A 16,813-nucleotide genomic window follows, 5' to 3' on the forward strand; every position below is an offset into this window, starting at 1 on the left:
AGTGACTGACGCGAATACGCCAGCCATTGCCTGCCGGAATCTCTGGCAGGTCTTTGGCCAAGGTGCAGAGAAGGCCCTGACCGACGCGCTGGCTCGGTCAGGGGATGACGCCGAAAAGGCCGCCGCCGAGCTGCGCGAACACGGGTTCATTCCCGCCGTGCAGAATGCCAATTTCGACGTTCGCGACGGCGAACTGTTCGTCATCATGGGGCTGTCGGGGTCGGGCAAGTCGACGCTGATCCGCTGCATCTCGCAGCTGTTGCCGGGAACGGGCGGTGAAATCCGCATTGACGGCGACAACGTGCGGGGGGCGCCCAAGAAGAAACTGACCGAGCTGCGCCGCAAGAAGATGGGCATGGTGTTCCAGCATTTCGGCCTGTTCCCGCACATGACGGTGGCCGAAAACGTGGCCTATCCGCTGCGCGTGCAGGGGGTGGGGCGCAAGGAACGTCTGGCCCGCGCGCAAGAGGTCATCTCGCTGGTCGGTCTCGAAGGGCGCGAAGACAGCTTCCCGCGTCAACTGTCGGGCGGTCAGCGTCAGCGCGTGGGCATCGCCCGGTCCCTGGCGGTGAACCCCGACATCTGGTTCCTGGACGAGCCGTTCTCGGCGCTCGACCCGTTGATCCGGCGGCAGTTGCAGGACGAATTCCTGCGCATTCAGGCGACGCTGAAGAAATCGATCGTGTTCATCACCCACGACATTGCCGAGGCGCTGAAGCTGGCCGACCGCATCGCGATCATGCGCGACGGCAAGATCGTGCAGATCGGCACGCCTTCGGACATCGTGCTGCGCCCGGTGGACGATTACGTGCGCGAGTTTTCCAAGGACGTGGCCAAGGGCCAGCATGCCAAGGTTGCCTCGGTCATGCGTCCGGGCGATGCCGAGCGCGGCCCCGACGACCCGGGCCTGACCGTCAACATGACACTGGACGCGGCGTTGGCGCGTTGCATGGCCTTGTACGAGCCGGTGCCGGTGCATGACGAAACCGGTGCGATCGTGGGCACGGTGAACCCGTCGGATCTGGCCGCCGCTTTGCAGGTGGATGACGCATGACCGTTGCAGCTGATGTTCCCACACCCGCGCGGGCGCACCTGACGGCGGGGGCGCAGGCGGCGCTGATCACGCTGATCGTCGGTGCGCTGTGCCTGGCGCTCGAGCCGCATGTGCCCTGGCTGGTCAAGTGGCCCGCGTCATGGGAGGTGCCGGCCACGCAATGGGTGGGCGCCTTCCTCGACTGGTTTCTGAACGCGATCAAACCCGCGGCCCGGCTGTTTTCCGATCTGATGGCCTATCCGATGAACTGGGCCAATTTCGTGCTGGGCAATACGCCTTGGCCGATCCTGATCGGGCTGGTGACGGCGCTTGGCTGGTATCTGGGCGGGTTGCCCATGGCGGCACTGGGCTTTCTGGGCCTCGGCTTCGTGCTGGCCTCGGGTTATTGGGCCGAGAGCATGAACACCTTGGCGCTGGTGGCCGTTTCGGTTCCGGTCGCGCTGATCGTCGGCAGTGCAATTGGCATTCTGGCCAACGAAGTGCCGCGGGTGAAATCGGTGGTTCAGGCGGTGTTGGACATCATGCAGACGGTGCCGACCTTTGCCTATCTGACGCCGTTGCTGTTGTTGTTCGGGTTTGGCCCCGTGGTGGGGCTGATCGCCTCGGCCATCTACGCCGCGCCGCCGATGGCGCGCAACGTGATGTTGGGGTTGGAGCGCGTCGAGCCCGAGATCAAGGAGGCCGCCATCATGTCGGGCGGCACCCGGTTCCAGCAGCTGTTCCAGGTGGAAATCCCGGCGGCGGCGACGCAGATCATGGTGGGTGTGAACCAGTGTCTGATGGCGGCCCTGTCGATGGTGATCATCGCTGCGGTCATCGGTGGATTCAACGACATCGGCTGGGAGGTCCTGCTGACCATGCGCAAGGCGCAGTTCGGTGAATCTCTGCTGGCCGGCATGGTGATCGTTGTCTTTGCCGTGGTGATCGACCGCATGAGCGGCACTTTGGCGACCGAGCGCCAACGCTACGACAACCGCGTCGTCTGGGCGGTTCTCGGCTTTGCGGTGCTGTTCACGCTGCTGTTCTGGGCGCGGCTGCCCAACCCGTCCGAACTGACGCTGCTGGATCCGGTCGCGCAGGCGGTGGACAGCGGCCTGACGGCCTTTACCCAGGACAACGGCCCGTGGCTGGATGCGCTCAAGAACAACTCGATGTTCTACGTGCTGCTGCCGCTGCGGATCGGTCTGGATCAGGCGGTTCTGCCCTTTACCTGGGGGTTCCAGTGGACCCCGGCCATGAGCTTTGGCCTGTTCGCGGTAGGTGCGGCGATCGCCTTGCTGATGGCGTGGCGTGGACACCTGACCGGCGGTCTGGTCACGCTGATCCTGATCGGCATGCTCGAGACCGGCATCGCGAACCTGCCATGGCCGTTCGTGCTGACCGGCGCGGCGGCGCTGGGCTGGGTGGCGGGCGGTTGGCGCCTGGCGGCGTTGTCGGTGGCGCTGCTGAGCACGATCCTGATCTCGGGCCTGTGGGAGAGGGCGCTGCTGTCGCTCTATCTCAGCGGTGCGGCGGTGTTCTTCTGCGCCGTTGTCGGCGGGCTGATCGGCCTCGCCAGCGCGGTCTGGTCGCCGGTCTGGAAGATCGTGCGCCCGATCTGCGACATGCTGCAGACGATCCCGTTGTTCGTGTTCCTGATCCCGGTGCTGATGGTGTTCCAGATCGGCGAGTTCTCGGCCTTTCTGGCGATCTGCGCCTATGCGATCGTGCCGATGATCCGTTACACCCGTCACGGGCTGGTCAACACCCCGGACGAGATGATGGAGGCCGCGATCGCCAGCGGAGCGACCGAGTGGCAGATCATGCGCGACGTGCGTGCGCCCTATGCTGCGCCCACGATCCTGCTGGGGCTGAACCAGACGATCCTCTATGCCTTTGCGATGCTGGTGATCGCGGCGCTGATCGGCACGACCGGTCTGGGCCAGTCGATCTATCTGGCGCTGGGGCAGGCGGATGTGGGCCTGGGCATTTCGGCCGGGGCGGCGATGGCCATTCTGGCACTGATCGCTGACCGCATGGTTCAGGGCTTTGCCGAAGAACGCCGCAAGGCGTTGGGCCTGTAACTCTGGATCGGGGGCGGTGCAGCTGCCCCCGGCCACACTTGATTTCGGACAAGGACCGGGGCCGTTTCCCCCGGTATCTCGGGTGCAAAACAGGCGGAGATGACCATGGCCGGTTGGGGCGCTTTTGTTGCTGCACTTCTGATCTTTCTGCTCAGCCACGCCATTCCGGCGCGTCCGGCAGTGCGCGGGCGGTTGATCGGGTTGATGGGGCGCGGGCCCTATTTCGCGGTCTATTCAGCACTGTCGCTGGCGGTTCTGGCCTGGCTGATCGTGGCCGCGGCCAACGCGCCCTATGTCGAGGCCATCCCGCCGCTGGCGATCCTGCGCTGGGTGCCGCTGCTGGTGATGCCCGTCGTCTGCTGGCTGGCGGTGGCCGGGCTGGCGGCGACCAACCCCTTTTCCTTCGGCGGCCTGGGGCGCCGCCCGTTCAACCCCGAGCAGCCCGGCATCCTGCGCACCACCCGCCACCCGATCCTGCTGGCGATGATGCTGTGGGCGCTGGCGCATCTGCTGGCCAATGGCAGCCTGGCGCATGTGGTTTTGTTCGGACTGTTCGCGGGTTTTGCCTGGATGGGCATGGCCCTGATCGACAGGCGCAAGGCGCGCGAGATGGGGGCCGATTGGCCGCACCTGTCGCGCAACACCGCACGCCTGTCGTTGCGGCTGCCGCGCCCCTGGCCGAGGCCCTGGGTCTGGTTGGTGGCGGCGCTGGCCTATGTCGCTTTGTTGCACCTGCACGCGCCGGTGATCGGAGTGCCTCCGTTGCCTTGATGCGGGTGCTGGAAGGGGCGCCCCATGCGTGCTAATTGAAACAACAAGATGAAACCCAGAAAGGTCTGCCGATGCACCTGGCCTATGTCACCACTACCGATCGCGGCGCAACCGACCGCCTGCTGAGCGCGGTAGCCGAACGTCTGCTGGCCAAGGGCGCCCGTCTGGCCGGTGTGGTTCAGACCAACACCGAATGCGCCGACAGCAGCAAATGCGACATGGACCTGCGCGTGCTGCCGGATGGCGAAACCATCCGCATCTCGCAATCGCTGGGCAGCCAGTCGCGCGGGTGCCGGCTGGACCCGGCGGCGTTGGAGCAGGCGGTGGGCCATGTGACGGCGTCTTTGGCCGACCGTCCGCAATTGCTGATCGTCAACAAGTTCGGCAAGCACGAGGCCGATGGCCGTGGGTTCCGCCACGTCATCGGCGAGGCGCTGGCGCTGGATATCCCGGTGCTGGTCGGGGTCAACGGCCTGAACCGCGACAAGTTCGTGGATTTCACCGATGGCGCGGCGCAGGCGCTTGAGCCCGATCTGGAGGCCATCGAGGCCTGGTTCGACAGCGTCGCCAAACTGCGGCCTGCCGCCGAATAGCAGCTTTCCCGACGTAACGTCCTGAAAACCGGGCTTGTTCGGTTTCGTGCTGGCTGCAATCCTCTGCCCCGGATGGGAGGAGGATCAGCCATGTGGCAGAACTGGGCAGGCAACCAGACCAGCCAAATACGGCCCAAGCGGCCGACCACGACCGAAGAGTTGCAGCAACTGATCGCCTCGGCCGAAACCCTGCGTCCGGTCGGGGCAGGGCATTCCTTCACCCCGCTGGTTCCGGGGGCGCATCATATCATTGATCTGACAGCCTTGAACCTGCCCGCCGTGACGCGGGTCGATGGCGAGCAGGCCTGGGTCAACGCCAATGCCCGTCTGCGGGATCTGTCACCGGCGTTGGCCCGGCACGGCATGGCCTTCCGCAATCTGGGTGATATCAACGTGCAGACACTGGCCGGCGCGGCGGCCACGGCGACTCATGGCACCGGGCGTACCCTGCCGTGCCTGTCTGCCGAGATCACCGCGGCCCGGCTGATCGGCGCCGACGGACAGACCCTGACCACCGACGACATTCCGCTGAACATGGTGCAGGTCTCGCTGGGTCTGCTGGGCATCGTGACCGAGGCGCAGATCAACGTCGTGCCGAAATACAACCTGTGCCGCCGGGTGCGTCTGTCAGACCTGCAGGACACATTGGAGCGCATGCACCAGCATTGGGACGAGAACCGGAATTTCGAGTTCTTCTACATCCCCTTCACCGGCAAGACCGTTGAAATCCGGCATGAAATCACCGACGCGCCCGAGACCCGTGCGCCGCGCGATCTGGACATGATCGCCGTCAAGGTTCTGAAGCTGGCGCGCAATGCGGGTCGCCTCAGCCCTGGCCTGCGGCGCGCCCTGCTGCGTCTGCTGACGCTGGCCCAGTCCGACGAGGACTATGTCGGCGAAAGCTGGCGTGTTCTGTGCAGCGACCGGCAGATCCGGTTCAAGGAAATGGAATACCACCTGCCGCCGGAAAACGCCCGGGACGTGCTGTCCGAACTGATCCGGCGGTTGGAGCGTGACCATGCCGGCATCTATCTCCCCATCGAGGTGCGGCAGACCGCAGGCGACGACGCCAGCCTGTCACCATTCCAAGGTGGCCCACGGGTATCGGTTGCCATCCACACCGATGCGAAGGAAGGCCATCTGCGCTATTTCGAGGCGATAGAGCCGCTGTTCCTGCAGGCCAGCGGCCGCCCCCATTGGGGCAAGTTGCATAGCCTGACCTATTCCGAGCTGTCGCGCCTCTATCCCGATTTCGATGCCTTCTGCGCATTGCGCGAAAAGCTGGACCCAAAGGGCAAGTTCCTGACGCCCGCGCTGGCCCGGATGTTTCGCCCATGACCGCAGAGTATCTTGAACTTCTCGCTCAAGCGCTGCACGATCATGGCGTCGATCGGCCGGTTGCCGTCGTCGATCTGGACCGGGTCGAGGCGAATTGCGACGCCGCCCGCGCGGGGCTGGGCCACGGTCTGCAGGCCCGGTTGGTGGCCAAATCGCTGCCGTGCCTGTCTCTGCTGGACCATATCCGCACCCGGATTCCGACATCGGGCCTGATGAGCTTTTCCGAACCCATGCTGTCGGCCCTGCTGGCCGCCGAGCCGGACACCGACCATCTGCTGGGCAAGCCGCTGCCGGTGACGGCCGCCCGGCGGATTCTTGAGACGCATCCCGACGCCGCCCGACGGGTGCAGTGGCTGATCGACACGCCTCAGAGGCTGGATGCGTATCTGTCGCTGGCCACTGACACGGGCCAAACCCTGCGCTTGTCGCTCGAGATCGACGTGGGCCTGCACCGCGGCGGGTTGACCCCCGATCAGGTCGCAGGCGTCGCGGCACGGATCGCGGATCACGCCCATGCCGCTCTGTCGGGGGTGATGGGGTACGAAGTGCATCTGGCCAAACTGCCTGCGCCGCTTCGGCGCCGCGCGCGGCGCGCCAGTGCGAAAGCATATGAACGGGCGGTCGCTGCACTGGGGCAGGGGGCGCAGGGGCTGTGCCTGAACACCGGTGGCAGCCTGACCTTTCAGGATCCGGCCACGCAGAGCCTGGCGACCGAGGTCGCCTTTGGGTCGGTTCTGGTGAAACCCTCGGATTTCGACCACGCATCGACCGGGGCGTATCTGCCCGCCCTGTTCCTGGCCACGCCGATCCTCAAGGTGATGCCGCGCAACCCGGTGCCGGGGATCGACCTGCCCGGACTGCGCCGGACGAACCTCGCCATTTCCGGCGGACATTACCTGGCCAGCCCCGTCTGGCCCGAGGGGTTCGGCTATTCCGGCGTGTTCGGGCGTTCAAGCAATCAAGAGGTCTGGGTTGGTCCCAAAACGACAAAGGCGCAGCCCGACGATATCGCCTTGCTGCGCCCCAGTCAGAGTGAAGCGGTTTTGAACCAGTTCGGCACGGTTCTGGCCCTGCGGCAGGGGCGGGTCGTGGCCGAATGGGCCTGCCTGCCCAACTGACGCCGGTCAGATCGCCAAGTATTCCTCGCGCAGCTGGGTGTTTTCCAGCACTTCGTCAGCAGTGCCGTCAAACACGATGCAGCCGGTGTCCAGAATGATCGCGCGGTCGGCCAGTTGCAGCGCGCGTACCGCGTTCTGCTCGACGATGATGGTGGTCATGCCCTGCTGCTTGATGTGGATCAGAGTCTTTTCGATCTCGTCCACGATCACCGGGGCCAGCCCCTCGTAGGGTTCGTCCAGCAGCAGCACCTTGATGTCCCGGGCCAACGCACGGGCGATGGACAGCATCTGCTGTTCGCCGCCCGAAAGGGTCACGCCCTCCTGCTTGCGCCTTTCGCCCAGACGCGGGAACAGCTCGTAGATCCGTTCCAGCGACCAGCCGATCGGGGGGGCGATCTGGGCCAGTTGCAGGTTCTCCTCGACCGTCAGGCCGGGGATGATCCGCCGATCCTCGGGGACAAGGCCCAGCCCTGCTGCCGCGGCCTCGTAGCTGGTCATATTGTGCAGCGGCTTGTGGTCCAGCCAGATCTCGCCGTGGCGCACCTCGGGCTCGTTTACCCGCGCGATCGAGCGTAGGGTCGAAGTCTTGCCGGCCCCGTTGCGACCCAGCAGGGCCAGGATCTCGCCCTCGTGGACGTTGAAGCTGACGCCTTGGACGATGTAGCTTTCGCCATAGTACGAATGCATGTCCCACACCGACAGGAACGAAGGCGCGGTGCTGGCCATGTTGGCGTTTCTCGAAAAGTCAGGTTTCTCGTTCATAGCTTTTCCTCACGCCGCCTCGCCCAGATAGGCTTCTCGGACCTTGGGGTTTCCGCGGATGTTTTCGGGGGTGTCCTCGACCAGCGGCGTGCCCTGCGCCAGAACGGTGATCCGCTCGGCCAGGCTGAACACCACATGCATGTCGTGCTCGATGATCGCGATGGTGATGTCACGCTCGTCCTTGATCTGTTTCAGCAGGTCGATGGTGTTGTTGGTGTCGGCCCGTGCCATCCCGGCCGTGGGCTCGTCCAACAACAGCAGGCGCGGCTTCTGGCTGAGGCACATGCCGATCTCGAGCCGCCGTTTGTCGCCGCGCGACAGCGAGGCTGAATGCATGTGCCGCTTGTCGGCCATGTTCATCTCTTCCAGCATGGCCTCGGCCTGTTCGACCACCTCTTTTTCGTTGGCGATGGTCTCGTAGGCGTGCATGCGGAATGCCCCGTCGCGCATCGCGAAGATCGGGATCAGCATATTTTCCATCACGGTCAGTTCGCCAAAGATCTCGGGTGTCTGGAACACCCGGCTGATGCCCATCTGGTTGATCTGGTACGGCTCGCGCCCCAGCACCGACTGGTTGTCGAACAAGACCGAACCGGTATCCGGGATCAGCTTGCCCACCAGGCAGTTCAGCAGGGTGGACTTGCCCGCCCCGTTGGGGCCGATGATCGCATGGACCGAGTTTTCCTCGACGCTCAGGTTCACGTCCGTCAGGGCCTTGAGGCCGCCGAAGCGCTTGCTGACATCTTTTACTTTCAGAATTGCCATTGACGCGTTCCCTTATTCTGCCGGCTCGGTTTTGCCCTCGCGGGTGTCATCCCCGCCAACGCTTTTGCGGCGGATCCAGTTCAGCAACCGCTGACCGCCCTCGACCAGCCCGCCGGGCAGGTAGATCACCACCAGCATGAACAGGATGCCCAGGGTCAGGTGCCAGCCCTTGCCGATGAACGGGTGGATGATGAAGACCACCGCGTCCTCGAGCCCGTCGGGCAGGAAGGCGAACCAGCTGTGCAGCACGTTGTCGTTGATCTTCGAGAAGATGTTCTCGAAATACTTGATGAAGCCCGCGCCCAGAACCGGTCCGATCAGGGTGCCGGTGCCGCCCAGGATGGTCATCAGAACGACCTCGCCCGAGGCGGTCCATTGCATCCGTTCTGCGCCGGCCAGCGGGTCCATCGCCGCCATCAGGCCACCGGCCAGGCCGGCATACATGCCCGAGATCACGAAAGCGGCCAGAGTGTAGGGCTTGGAGTTTAGGCCGGTATAGTTCATCCGCTGCTGGTTCGACTTCACCGCTCGCAGCATCATGCCGAAGGGCGAACGGAAGATGCGGATCGCCAGATAGAACACCACCATCATGATCACCGCGCACAGATAGTAGCCCGCGTTGAAGTCAAAGCTCCACGCGCCCACATCCATCGTGTAGGTCGCGCGCATCGGCAGTCCGAACAGATGCGGCAGATCGGGCGCATTGGCCCCCTGCAGGATCTGCGGGTCATCGGCATAGACCTGCAGGCCGGTTTCGCCGTTGGTCAGGTTGAACTTGGGGTTCGACAGCACCGAATAGGCCAGCGCAAAGCTCATCTGCGCGAAGGCCAGCGTCAGGATCGAGAAGTAGATCCCCGACCGTCGCAGGCTGACATAGCCGATCAGAACCGAGAACAGCCCGGCGACCACGACGCTCAGCGCGATGGCCGGGATGACGTTGTAGCTGAGCAGCTTGAACATCCAGACGGCCGAGTAGGAACCCACCCCCAGAAAGGCCGCGTGGCCAAAGGACAGGTATCCGGTCAGGCCGAACAGGATGTTGAACCCGATGGCAAAGATGCCGAAGATCACGAACCGCTGCATCAGGTCCGGATAGCCCGCGTTAAACTGCGCCATGGCGCTGTCAGTGGGGAAGGGGTTCAGGATGAAGGGGGCCAGCAGCGTCAGGATTGCGACGATGATCAGCAGGCTTGTGTCTTTTTTGTTCAGTCCCAGCATGGGTTATTCCTCCATCACGCCTTTGCGGCCCATCAGACCCCGCGGACGGGTCAGAAGAACGATGATGGCGACAAGGTAGATGATGATCTGGTTGATGCCCGGGATCGTGGTGGTCGCCCAGGTGGTCGAGGCAAAGCTTTCAAGGATGCCCAGAAGGAACCCGGCCAGAACCGCGCCGGGCAGCGAGCCCATGCCGCCGACCACGACGACCACGAAGCTGAGCACAAGGAAATCCATGCCCATGTGATAGTTGGGCGGGTTCAGCGGGCCGTACATCACGCCCGCCAGGCCAGCCACGGCGGCGGCGATGCCGAACATGATGGTGAACCGCCGGTCGATGTTGATGCCCAGGAGGCCCACGGTCTCGCGATCGGCCATGCCGGCGCGCACGACCATGCCGAAGGTGGTGAACTGCAGGAACGAGAACACGCCCCCGATGATCACCACCGCGAACAGGAAATAGACCAGACGCCAGATCGGATAGATGATCGCGTTGGGATCGAACCCAAGCGCCACGCCCAGATCGACCGACCCGCTCAACGCAGCGGGCGGCGGGGTCTGGATGGGGTTGGCGCCGAAGAAATACTTGATGATCTCCTGCAGGACGATGGCAAGGCCGAAGGTGACCAGGATCTGGTCGGCATGCGGACGCTTGTAGAAATGCTTGATCAGGCCGCGTTCCATCACGTAGCCGACCATCAGCATGATCGGGATGGCGAACAGGATGGCCAGTGGCACGGACCAGTCGATGATGGTCGCGCCCAGCTCGGGGCCGAACCAGCTTTCGACATAAGGGGTCTTCACCTTCAGCGGGTTGCCCAGAAAGTCTGTCTGGGTTTCGTCGATGACCTCGTAGCTGAGGTTGAAGATCTTCTGAAGCGTGACGGCACAGAAGGCGCCGATCATGAACAGGGCCCCGTGGGCAAAGTTCACCACGCCGAGCGTGCCGAAGATCAGCGTCAGCCCCAGCGCAATCAGCGCATAGGCCGAGCCCTTGTCCAGCCCGTTCAGAATTTGCAGTAGGATTGCGTCCATTGTCCTTACCTTTGACTGGTCCCGGCAGCGCTCCCCGGTTGTCTGACCGGAGAGAGCCGTTTTGAGGACTCAGGGGTTTTCTTGCGAAAAACCGAGTGCCGGGATTACGCGCCCGGGTTGCACTTGCCCAGTTCGCCGCCGGCGAACATCGGGTGGTCGGGTGCGTATTCCACCTGCGCGCGCGGCGTGATCTCGACGATCTCGAGCGTGTCATAGGCGTTGGTCGGGTTCATGTTGCCGCGCACGACCAGCACGTCCTTGAAGCACTGGTGGTCGTCGGCGCGGTACAGGGTCGGACCATTGCCCAGCCCGTCGAACTCGAAGCCTTCCAGGGCCTCGACGACGCCGCAGGGGTTGAAGGTGCCGGCGCGTTCGCACGCATCCGCATACAGCAGAACCTGGGCATAGCAGGTCTGGGCCGAGTTCGACGGCGGCTTGCCGTATTTCTCGCCGAACGACTTCACGAAAGCCTTGGTGCCCTCATCCTGCAACTGCCAGTTCCAGTTCATCGAACCCAGCACGCCCTTGATGTTCTCGCCCGCACCGGCGGCCATCAGTTCCGAATACAGCGGAACGACGATCTTGAAGTCCTTGCCGTTCACGACCTTGTCCAGCAGGCCGAACTGGATCGCGTTGGTCAGCGAGTTGACCATGTTGCCGCCGTAGTGGTTCAGAACCAGCACGTCCGCGCCCGAGTTCAGAATCGGCGCGATGTAGGACGAGAAGTCGGTCGATGCCAGCGGGGTCTTGACGGTGTTGACCGTTTCCCAGCCCATCGCCTCGGTCGAGGCGACGATCGACTCTTCCTGGGTCCAGCCCCAGTTGTAGTCGGCGGTCAGGTGATAGGCCCGGCGGTCGGTGCCCATTTCCTTGGCCAGCACCGGCGCCAGCGCCGCGCCCGACATGTAGGCGTTGAAGAAGTGACGGAAGCCGTTTGCCTTCTTGTCCTTGCCGGTGGTGTCGTTGGCGTGGGTCAGGCCGGCCATGAAGATCACGCCCGCCTCCTGGCAGAGGCCCTGAACCGCCACGGCCACGCCCGAGGACGAGCCGCCGTTGATCATGATCGCGCCATCCTTTTCGATCATCGACTTGGCCGATGCGCGCGCCGCGTCCGACTTGGTCTGCGTGTCGCCGGTGACGAACTCGACCTTCTTGCCCAGGATGCCGTTGCCTTTCAGCGCCTTCGACGTGAAGGTGTTCAGGCAGCCGCCGTCGCCTTCGCCGTTCAGGTGCTCGACCGCCAGCTGCTGCGCCAGCAGTTCGTCATTGCCTTCTTCGGCATAGGGGCCGGTCTGCGGCACGTTGAAGCCCAGCGTGACCGTGCCGCCCGTGGGTTCGTTGGTATAGGCCGCGGCCGACGAGGCCGTGAAGATCGTCGGCAGAGCCAGGCCGGCGCTTGTGACGGCACCGGACTTCAGCACGCCGCGACGCGTGACAGATTTGTTTGACATGAATTCCTCCCATTCAGCGGGTTGCGCCCTCGGGCTCCTCTTCCGTCGGGTAAAACACAACCTCGCAAGGCAAGTATGGGGGGCAGATGGAAAATTCCCCAACAAGTGGCTGGAAAGGAAATATTATTTTGTAAAAAAATGTACTACGCTTCGAGGAAGCCTGTAAACATCCGCGAGTGGATCCGGATTATCCCGCTGTTGCAAAGCGGTTTCCTCGAAAACTTTTTCGCCGTTCGGCGACAGAGCCGTCGGTGCCGCCATGCAAGCTTGGCGGGTATTTTGCGGTGTACCCCCGTATGCATTGCCACGGCGCGTCGATTTTCCCGATCTGCCGCGCAATGTCGGGCGGATTCGCGCCGTCCAAGCGTGCGCGCCGGATACCGTTTCCAACAAGATCGAGTGGAGATGGTGGGCGACCCTGGAATCGAACCAGGCGTGCGTCTCCGCGAGGGAGTTACAGTCCCCTGCCACACCTTGCGGCCTGTCGCCCACTGTCAGGCGTTGCACCTGACGTGGAGGCGTGATTACTAGCGCTCAAAAGCAGCGTCAACAGGAAAATTCCGCTTTGGCGCAGGAAACATCTCTTCCGGCCCGGAGGCCAGCAAAATGAAGAAACCGAAGTGGGTGATCGAGAAGGAACAGGCGCGCAAGGCGGCGGGTTCCGAAACCGTCTGGCTGTTCGGATTGCACGCCGTGCGCGACGCGCTGATGAACCCCAAGCGGCAGAAATTGCGCCTGATCGTGACCCGCAACGCGCAGGGCAAGCTGGCCGAGGCCATCGCCGCAGCCGGTATCCAGCCAGAGGTCGTTGATGCGCGCAAGTTCACCGCCCCGATCGACCCGGGCTCGGTGCATCAGGGCGCGGCGCTTGAGGTCAAGCCGCTGGAATGGGGCGGGCTTGCCGAGAACTGCATCGGGCGCGAAAATCCGCGGGTGCTGCTTTTGGATCGCGTCACCGATCCGCACAATGTGGGGGCGATTCTGCGCTCGGCCGAGGTTCTGGGCGCCAGCGCGGTGATCGGCACACGCCATCACTCGGCGCCGGAAACCGGTGCTCTGGCCAAGACCGCGAGCGGGGCGCTTGAACGCCAGCCTTATCTGCGGGTGCGCAACCTGGCCGACGCCATCGTCGAATTGCAGAACATGGGGTTCCTGGTTCTGGGCCTGGACGGCGAGGCCGACCAGACTATCGAGGCGGCTCTGGACGGTCGGCGCGATCAACCCGTGGCCCTGGTTCTGGGTGCCGAGGGGCCGGGGCTGCGTCAGAAGACCAAGGAAACCGTGGATCAGCTTGTCAAAATTGACGCGGCGGGCGGTTTTGGATCGCTGAACGTCTCAAATGCCGCGGCGATTGCCCTATATGCGTCTCAGTCGCATTGAAAGGAGAAAGCCATTCCCGCCCCGTCCAAGATTGCCACATGCTGCTATTGCGGCACCCGCGCCGCGTTGGTTCTGAGGGGCCGCGAGCGGCATGAGTTGAGCTGCTCCAGTTGCGGCGCTCCGCTGCATGAGCTCAAAATGCTGCCCCGCAAGAGGGCGGCGGACCCTGCGGCGCGCAAGACGGCCAACGTGGCGGTGCCGCGCAACGCGCCGATTAAAAGCAAGCGCCGAAAAAAGAAAAAGAGCCTGCTGTCTCGGGTGCTGGATGAGGCCTGGGACGTCATCGAAGATGTTTTCGACTGAACGCAGCGTGACACGCGGCTTCACAACTGCGTCAAGGGGGTTTCGTCGCGCGGCAAAAGTTGCATCTTAGGGGTCTGTTGATTTTGAAATGTGATGCTGATGCTGACCCGACGTTCCGTTCTTGCTGGTGTGGGCCTGTCCGCCCTCGCTCCGTCCGTGCTTTGGGCGCAAAAGCGGGCGGTGTTCTTTGCGACCGAAAATGGGGCGATGTCCGGCTTTGACGCCGTGGCCTATTTCCGGGGCGGCCGGCCGATGCGCGGAAGGCCCGACGTCATGGTGATGTGGAAGGGGGCCGCCTGGCATTTCGTGTCGCAGGAACACCGCGAGGCGTTCGAGCGCAATCCGCGGGCCTTTGCGCCGCGATTCGGCGGGTATTGCGCCTTTGCCATGGCGCATGGTCAGCTCAGCAGTGCGGATCCGACGGCCTGGAAAATCGTGGATGGGCGCCTGTACCTGACCCACTCGCCGGTGGTCGAAAAGATCTGGGAGGCCAACATGGCAGACTATATCCGCAAGGCCGAGGTGAACTGGCCGGACGTCCTGTATCGCTGACAGGCTGAGCGAAATTGGCGGATGTCATCAAAAAAATCAGCGCTACCTCTTTTTTTTACGAAACTCGTGCTTAAATGTCACAGTGACCGCGGATTGGAACTGCCGCGGGTCATTTCACTGTCCCTCGTTCCAAAACTCGGCGCCCAAGGTTTCTTGGGCGCTTTTTTCTTGCCGGAACTGCAGCTAGGCTGGCACGCATGAGCAGCTATTCCGATGAATACCTGAAATCCATCTTGCAGCGGACCAAGGTCATCGCGGTCGTGGGTGTGTCGATGAATCCGGTGCGGCCCAGTTATTATGTGGCGCGCTACCTTTCGCTGAAAGGATACAACGTGATACCGGTCAATCCGGGTCATGCGGGGGCGAGCCTGTTCGGGCAGACCGTGCGCGCTTCGCTGTCCGAAATCTCGGAACCGGTTGATCTGGTGGACATTTTCCGCAGATCCGAGGCCGTTCCCCCGATCGTGGACGAGGCATTGGCCGCGTTTCCCGAGTTGCGCACGATCTGGATGCAGATCGGTGTCGAGAATGCCCAGGCCGCGGCGGTGGCGCAGGCGCGCGGGGTTGATGTGGTGATGAACCGCTGCCCCAAGATCGAATATCAACGCCTGTTCGGAGAGTTGCGCATGGGCGGGTTCGCCACGGGGATCATCTCGTCAAAGCTCTAGCTGCTCAGTTGGCCGTCTCCGGTTTCAGCCGGGCTGCCTGCTCTTGCCGTCTTTTCTCCAGCACGATGTCGCGCGGGACCCAGTCATAGCGCGTGTCCTTGCGCAAGGGGCTCCAATATAGGACCCCACCATAGCGCCACGGGTCCAGAACGACACCGTCGTACATCGAATCGCCGCGTCGGCTGATGATGGCCGTGCTGTGATCGATTCGGAAGGGGTTGTCGGCGTTGGCGATCGCGCGGTGCAGGGTCAGCGTGCGAAACTTCTCCTGCTTCAGGCGCCGCTCGATGTCCTCGGCCCAGTGCCAGCACAGCCCGCGCGGCCGCAGTCCCTTGTTGACCTTGGCGTTGTGGATCAGAGGGAGATCGGTGATCTGGTATTCCTGCGCCAGCTGCGCGGTATAGGCATGGGCGATGCGGGCCGCGCGCTGGGCCTCTTCCGGGTCCACTTCGGGCCCCAGCGCCCGGATCTGGGCGGCCAGCCGCGCGACATCGTCGCTGCGGGCGGGCGGCGCGGATGTGCAGGCGCCAAGCCCCAGAATGGCCAGCATCGTCAGTGCCCAGATCATGGGTTTGTACATGCCTGCGTCCCTTGTCGCCCCTGCGCCCGGCAGGCGCTTCGGTCAACCAGTATAGGGCGCGGACGCCGTCGGTGAAAGCCAGGTCTCAGCCCCGGTCGCGTGCGGCCTTTTCGGCGATGCCGCTGGTGCCCTGCCGCCTGGCAAGCTCGGCCAGAACGTCATCCAGCGCCACGTCGCGCGCGGCCAGCATGACCAGCAGGTGATACAGCACGTCGGCGGCCTCGGATGTCAGCCGGGCGCGGTCGCCCTTCACGGCTTCGATGATCGCCTCCACGGCCTCTTCGCCGAACTTTTCTGCACATTTCTCGGGGCCTTTGGACAGTAGCTTGGCGGTCCAGCTTGATTCGGGGTCGGCGCCCTTTCGGGCTGCGATCGTGGCGGCCAGATCGTCCAGTATGCTCATGTCAGCCTCATGGGGATACCCGCGGATGCCATGTGCTCTTTGGCCTCGCGGATCGTGTATTCGCCGAAGTGAAAGATCGAGGCCGCAAGCACCGCGCTGGCACCGCCGTCGGTCACGCCTTCGACCAAGTGGTCCAGATTGCCCACGCCGCCCGAGGCGATCACTGGCACGTCGACCGCGTCCGAGATCGCGCGGGTGAGCGGAATGTTGAACCCCGCCTTTGTGCCGTCGCGGTCCATCGAGGTCAGCAGAATTTCGCCCGCGCCCTTGGCAACGACGGTTTTGGCAAATTCGACGGCGTTGATGCCGGTTGGTTTGCGGCCGCCGTGGGTGAAGATCTGCCATTTGCCGGGGCTGACGGTTTTGGCGTCGATGGCGCAGACGATGCACTGGCTGCCGAATTGGTCGGCAGCTTCGGCGATCACGTCGGGGTTGGCCACGGCGGCCGAGTTGAAGCTGACCTTGTCGGCCCCGGCCAGCAGAAGCGCGCGCACGTCTTCCTTGGTGCGCACGCCGCCACCCACCGTCAGCGGTACGAAGCACTGCTCGGCCGTGCGCTGAACCACGTCGAACATGGTGCCGCGGTTTTCGTGGGTGGCGTGGATGTCGAGAAAGCAGATCTCGTCCGCGCCGGCGGCGTCATAGGCCTTGGCCGATTCCACCGGATCGCCGGCGTCGCGCAGGCCCACGAAGTTCACGCCCTTGACCACGCGGCCATCGGCGACATCCAGACAGGGAATGATACGGGTTTTCAGCATG

General features: G+C 63.7%; 18 protein-coding genes and 1 tRNA gene. 10 read left to right on the forward strand and 9 right to left on the reverse strand.

Annotation, left to right across the window (positions count from 1 at the left end; translation table 11 throughout):
* The first annotated feature begins 1 nt into the window (after position 1).
* The 6 genes from F3H26_RS03555 (at position 2) to F3H26_RS03580 (ending at position 6,937) form a co-directional block, all read left to right on the forward strand.
* A complete protein-coding gene (locus tag F3H26_RS03555) occupies positions 2–1,054 on the forward strand; it encodes a quaternary amine ABC transporter ATP-binding protein (protein WP_149774700.1) in 1,053 nt (350 codons plus the stop codon).
* Complete coding sequence (locus F3H26_RS03560; protein ID WP_149774701.1) at positions 1,051–3,117, forward strand: ABC transporter permease; 2,067 nt, start codon at positions 1,051–1,053, stop codon at positions 3,115–3,117. The genes F3H26_RS03555 and F3H26_RS03560 overlap by 4 nt, the downstream gene beginning before the upstream one ends.
* Positions 3,118–3,222: 105 nt before the next feature.
* Positions 3,223–3,888: an NnrU family protein gene (locus tag F3H26_RS03565; protein ID WP_149774702.1), complete on the forward strand. Its 666-nt coding sequence runs from the start codon at positions 3,223–3,225 to the stop codon at positions 3,886–3,888.
* A gap of 71 nt (positions 3,889–3,959) precedes the next feature.
* A complete protein-coding gene (locus tag F3H26_RS03570) occupies positions 3,960–4,481 on the forward strand; it encodes a DUF2478 domain-containing protein (protein WP_149774776.1) in 522 nt (173 codons plus the stop codon).
* A 90-nt stretch (positions 4,482–4,571) separates the two neighbouring features.
* Positions 4,572–5,819, forward strand: a complete 1,248-nt coding sequence (locus F3H26_RS03575; RefSeq protein WP_149774703.1) for a D-arabinono-1,4-lactone oxidase — start codon at positions 4,572–4,574, stop codon at positions 5,817–5,819.
* On the forward strand, positions 5,816–6,937 hold the full coding sequence (locus tag F3H26_RS03580; RefSeq protein WP_149774704.1) for an alanine racemase: 1,122 nt from the start codon (positions 5,816–5,818) through the stop codon (positions 6,935–6,937). The genes F3H26_RS03575 and F3H26_RS03580 overlap by 4 nt, the downstream gene beginning before the upstream one ends.
* A 6-nt stretch (positions 6,938–6,943) precedes the next feature.
* On the opposite strand, the gene F3H26_RS03585 is transcribed toward F3H26_RS03580, so the two are convergent.
* The 6 genes from F3H26_RS03585 to F3H26_RS03610 all read right to left on the reverse strand — a co-directional run bounded on the left by F3H26_RS03585 (position 6,944) and on the right by F3H26_RS03610 (position 12,658).
* The gene (locus F3H26_RS03585; RefSeq protein ID WP_149774705.1) at positions 6,944–7,699 is read right to left on the reverse strand and encodes an ABC transporter ATP-binding protein; all 756 of its coding nucleotides are present in this window, start codon (positions 7,697–7,699) and stop codon (positions 6,944–6,946) included.
* 9 nt (positions 7,700–7,708) lie between these two features.
* Positions 7,709–8,464, reverse strand: coding sequence for an ABC transporter ATP-binding protein (locus F3H26_RS03590; RefSeq protein ID WP_093964812.1), 756 nt, complete (start codon positions 8,462–8,464; stop codon positions 7,709–7,711).
* Between the two features lie 12 nt (positions 8,465–8,476).
* Positions 8,477–9,682 (reverse strand): branched-chain amino acid ABC transporter permease, encoded by a 1,206-nt coding sequence (locus F3H26_RS03595; protein WP_149774706.1) that lies wholly within the window; start codon positions 9,680–9,682, stop codon positions 8,477–8,479.
* Positions 9,683–9,685: 3 nt separating this feature from the next.
* Positions 9,686–10,717 (reverse strand): branched-chain amino acid ABC transporter permease, encoded by a 1,032-nt coding sequence (locus F3H26_RS03600; RefSeq protein ID WP_149774707.1) that lies wholly within the window; start codon positions 10,715–10,717, stop codon positions 9,686–9,688.
* Positions 10,718–10,821: 104 nt separating this feature from the next.
* The gene (locus F3H26_RS03605) at positions 10,822–12,168 is read right to left on the reverse strand and encodes a substrate-binding protein (protein ID WP_149774708.1); all 1,347 of its coding nucleotides are present in this window, start codon (positions 12,166–12,168) and stop codon (positions 10,822–10,824) included.
* A gap of 406 nt (positions 12,169–12,574) precedes the next feature.
* A tRNA-Tyr gene (locus F3H26_RS03610) sits at positions 12,575–12,658 on the reverse strand.
* A gap of 116 nt (positions 12,659–12,774) precedes the next feature.
* Here F3H26_RS03610 and rlmB point away from each other — a divergent pair.
* From rlmB to F3H26_RS03630, 4 genes are all read left to right on the forward strand, one after another.
* On the forward strand, positions 12,775–13,548 hold the full coding sequence (gene rlmB, locus F3H26_RS03615; RefSeq protein WP_149774709.1) for a 23S rRNA (guanosine(2251)-2'-O)-methyltransferase RlmB: 774 nt from the start codon (positions 12,775–12,777) through the stop codon (positions 13,546–13,548).
* A 66-nt stretch (positions 13,549–13,614) separates the two neighbouring features.
* Positions 13,615–13,851 carry a hypothetical protein gene (locus F3H26_RS03620; RefSeq protein ID WP_223162420.1) on the forward strand — a complete coding sequence of 79 codons (237 nt, stop codon included), beginning with the start codon at positions 13,615–13,617 and terminating at the stop codon, positions 13,849–13,851.
* Positions 13,852–13,944: 93 nt separating this feature from the next.
* Positions 13,945–14,403 carry a YHS domain-containing (seleno)protein gene (locus F3H26_RS03625; protein ID WP_149774711.1) on the forward strand — a complete coding sequence of 153 codons (459 nt, stop codon included), beginning with the start codon at positions 13,945–13,947 and terminating at the stop codon, positions 14,401–14,403.
* A gap of 197 nt (positions 14,404–14,600) precedes the next feature.
* Positions 14,601–15,071: a CoA-binding protein gene (locus F3H26_RS03630; protein ID WP_149774712.1), complete on the forward strand. Its 471-nt coding sequence runs from the start codon at positions 14,601–14,603 to the stop codon at positions 15,069–15,071.
* 4 nt (positions 15,072–15,075) lie between these two features.
* Here F3H26_RS03630 and F3H26_RS03635 read toward each other — a convergent pair whose 3' ends face one another.
* The 3 genes from F3H26_RS03635 to hisF form a co-directional block, all read right to left on the reverse strand.
* Positions 15,076–15,651 carry a hypothetical protein gene (locus tag F3H26_RS03635; protein ID WP_149774713.1) on the reverse strand — a complete coding sequence of 192 codons (576 nt, stop codon included), beginning with the start codon at positions 15,649–15,651 and terminating at the stop codon, positions 15,076–15,078.
* Positions 15,652–15,736: 85 nt separating this feature from the next.
* A complete protein-coding gene (locus F3H26_RS03640; RefSeq protein WP_149774714.1) occupies positions 15,737–16,054 on the reverse strand; it encodes a phosphoribosyl-ATP diphosphatase in 318 nt (105 codons plus the stop codon).
* Entirely contained in the window at positions 16,051–16,812 is a 762-nt protein-coding gene (gene hisF, locus F3H26_RS03645; RefSeq protein WP_149774715.1) for an imidazole glycerol phosphate synthase subunit HisF, read from the reverse strand. Before hisF ends, F3H26_RS03640 begins: the two co-directional genes overlap by 4 nt.
* Position 16,813: the final 1 nt, after the last annotated feature.

Source organism: Ruegeria intermedia, assembly GCF_900129345.1.
Classification (GTDB): Bacteria; Pseudomonadota; Alphaproteobacteria; order Rhodobacterales; family Rhodobacteraceae; genus Ruegeria; species Ruegeria intermedia.

Bases quoted from the DNA above. Each gene is read 5' to 3' on its own strand.
- F3H26_RS03560 (WP_149774701.1), top strand. From the start codon at position 1,051: ATGACCGTTGCAGCTGATGTTCCCACACCCGCGCGGGCGCACCTGACG.
- F3H26_RS03595 (WP_149774706.1), bottom strand. From the start codon at position 9,682: ATGCTGGGACTGAACAAAAAAGACACAAGCCTGCTGATCATCGTCGCA.
- F3H26_RS03580 (WP_149774704.1), top strand. From the start codon at position 5,816: ATGACCGCAGAGTATCTTGAACTTCTCGCTCAAGCGCTGCACGATCAT.
- F3H26_RS03640 (WP_149774714.1), bottom strand. From the start codon at position 16,054: ATGAGCATACTGGACGATCTGGCCGCCACGATCGCAGCCCGAAAGGGC.
- F3H26_RS03575 (WP_149774703.1), top strand. From the start codon at position 4,572: ATGTGGCAGAACTGGGCAGGCAACCAGACCAGCCAAATACGGCCCAAG.
- F3H26_RS03630 (WP_149774712.1), top strand. From the start codon at position 14,601: ATGAGCAGCTATTCCGATGAATACCTGAAATCCATCTTGCAGCGGACC.
- F3H26_RS03600 (WP_149774707.1), bottom strand. From the start codon at position 10,717: ATGGACGCAATCCTACTGCAAATTCTGAACGGGCTGGACAAGGGCTCG.
- F3H26_RS03585 (WP_149774705.1), bottom strand. From the start codon at position 7,699: ATGAACGAGAAACCTGACTTTTCGAGAAACGCCAACATGGCCAGCACC.
- rlmB (WP_149774709.1), top strand. From the start codon at position 12,775: ATGAAGAAACCGAAGTGGGTGATCGAGAAGGAACAGGCGCGCAAGGCG.
- F3H26_RS03570 (WP_149774776.1), top strand. From the start codon at position 3,960: ATGCACCTGGCCTATGTCACCACTACCGATCGCGGCGCAACCGACCGC.
- hisF (WP_149774715.1), bottom strand. From the start codon at position 16,812: ATGCTGAAAACCCGTATCATTCCCTGTCTGGATGTCGCCGATGGCCGC.
- F3H26_RS03590 (WP_093964812.1), bottom strand. From the start codon at position 8,464: ATGGCAATTCTGAAAGTAAAAGATGTCAGCAAGCGCTTCGGCGGCCTC.
- F3H26_RS03625 (WP_149774711.1), top strand. From the start codon at position 13,945: ATGCTGATGCTGACCCGACGTTCCGTTCTTGCTGGTGTGGGCCTGTCC.
- F3H26_RS03635 (WP_149774713.1), bottom strand. From the start codon at position 15,651: ATGTACAAACCCATGATCTGGGCACTGACGATGCTGGCCATTCTGGGG.
- F3H26_RS03565 (WP_149774702.1), top strand. From the start codon at position 3,223: ATGGCCGGTTGGGGCGCTTTTGTTGCTGCACTTCTGATCTTTCTGCTC.
- F3H26_RS03605 (WP_149774708.1), bottom strand. From the start codon at position 12,168: ATGTCAAACAAATCTGTCACGCGTCGCGGCGTGCTGAAGTCCGGTGCC.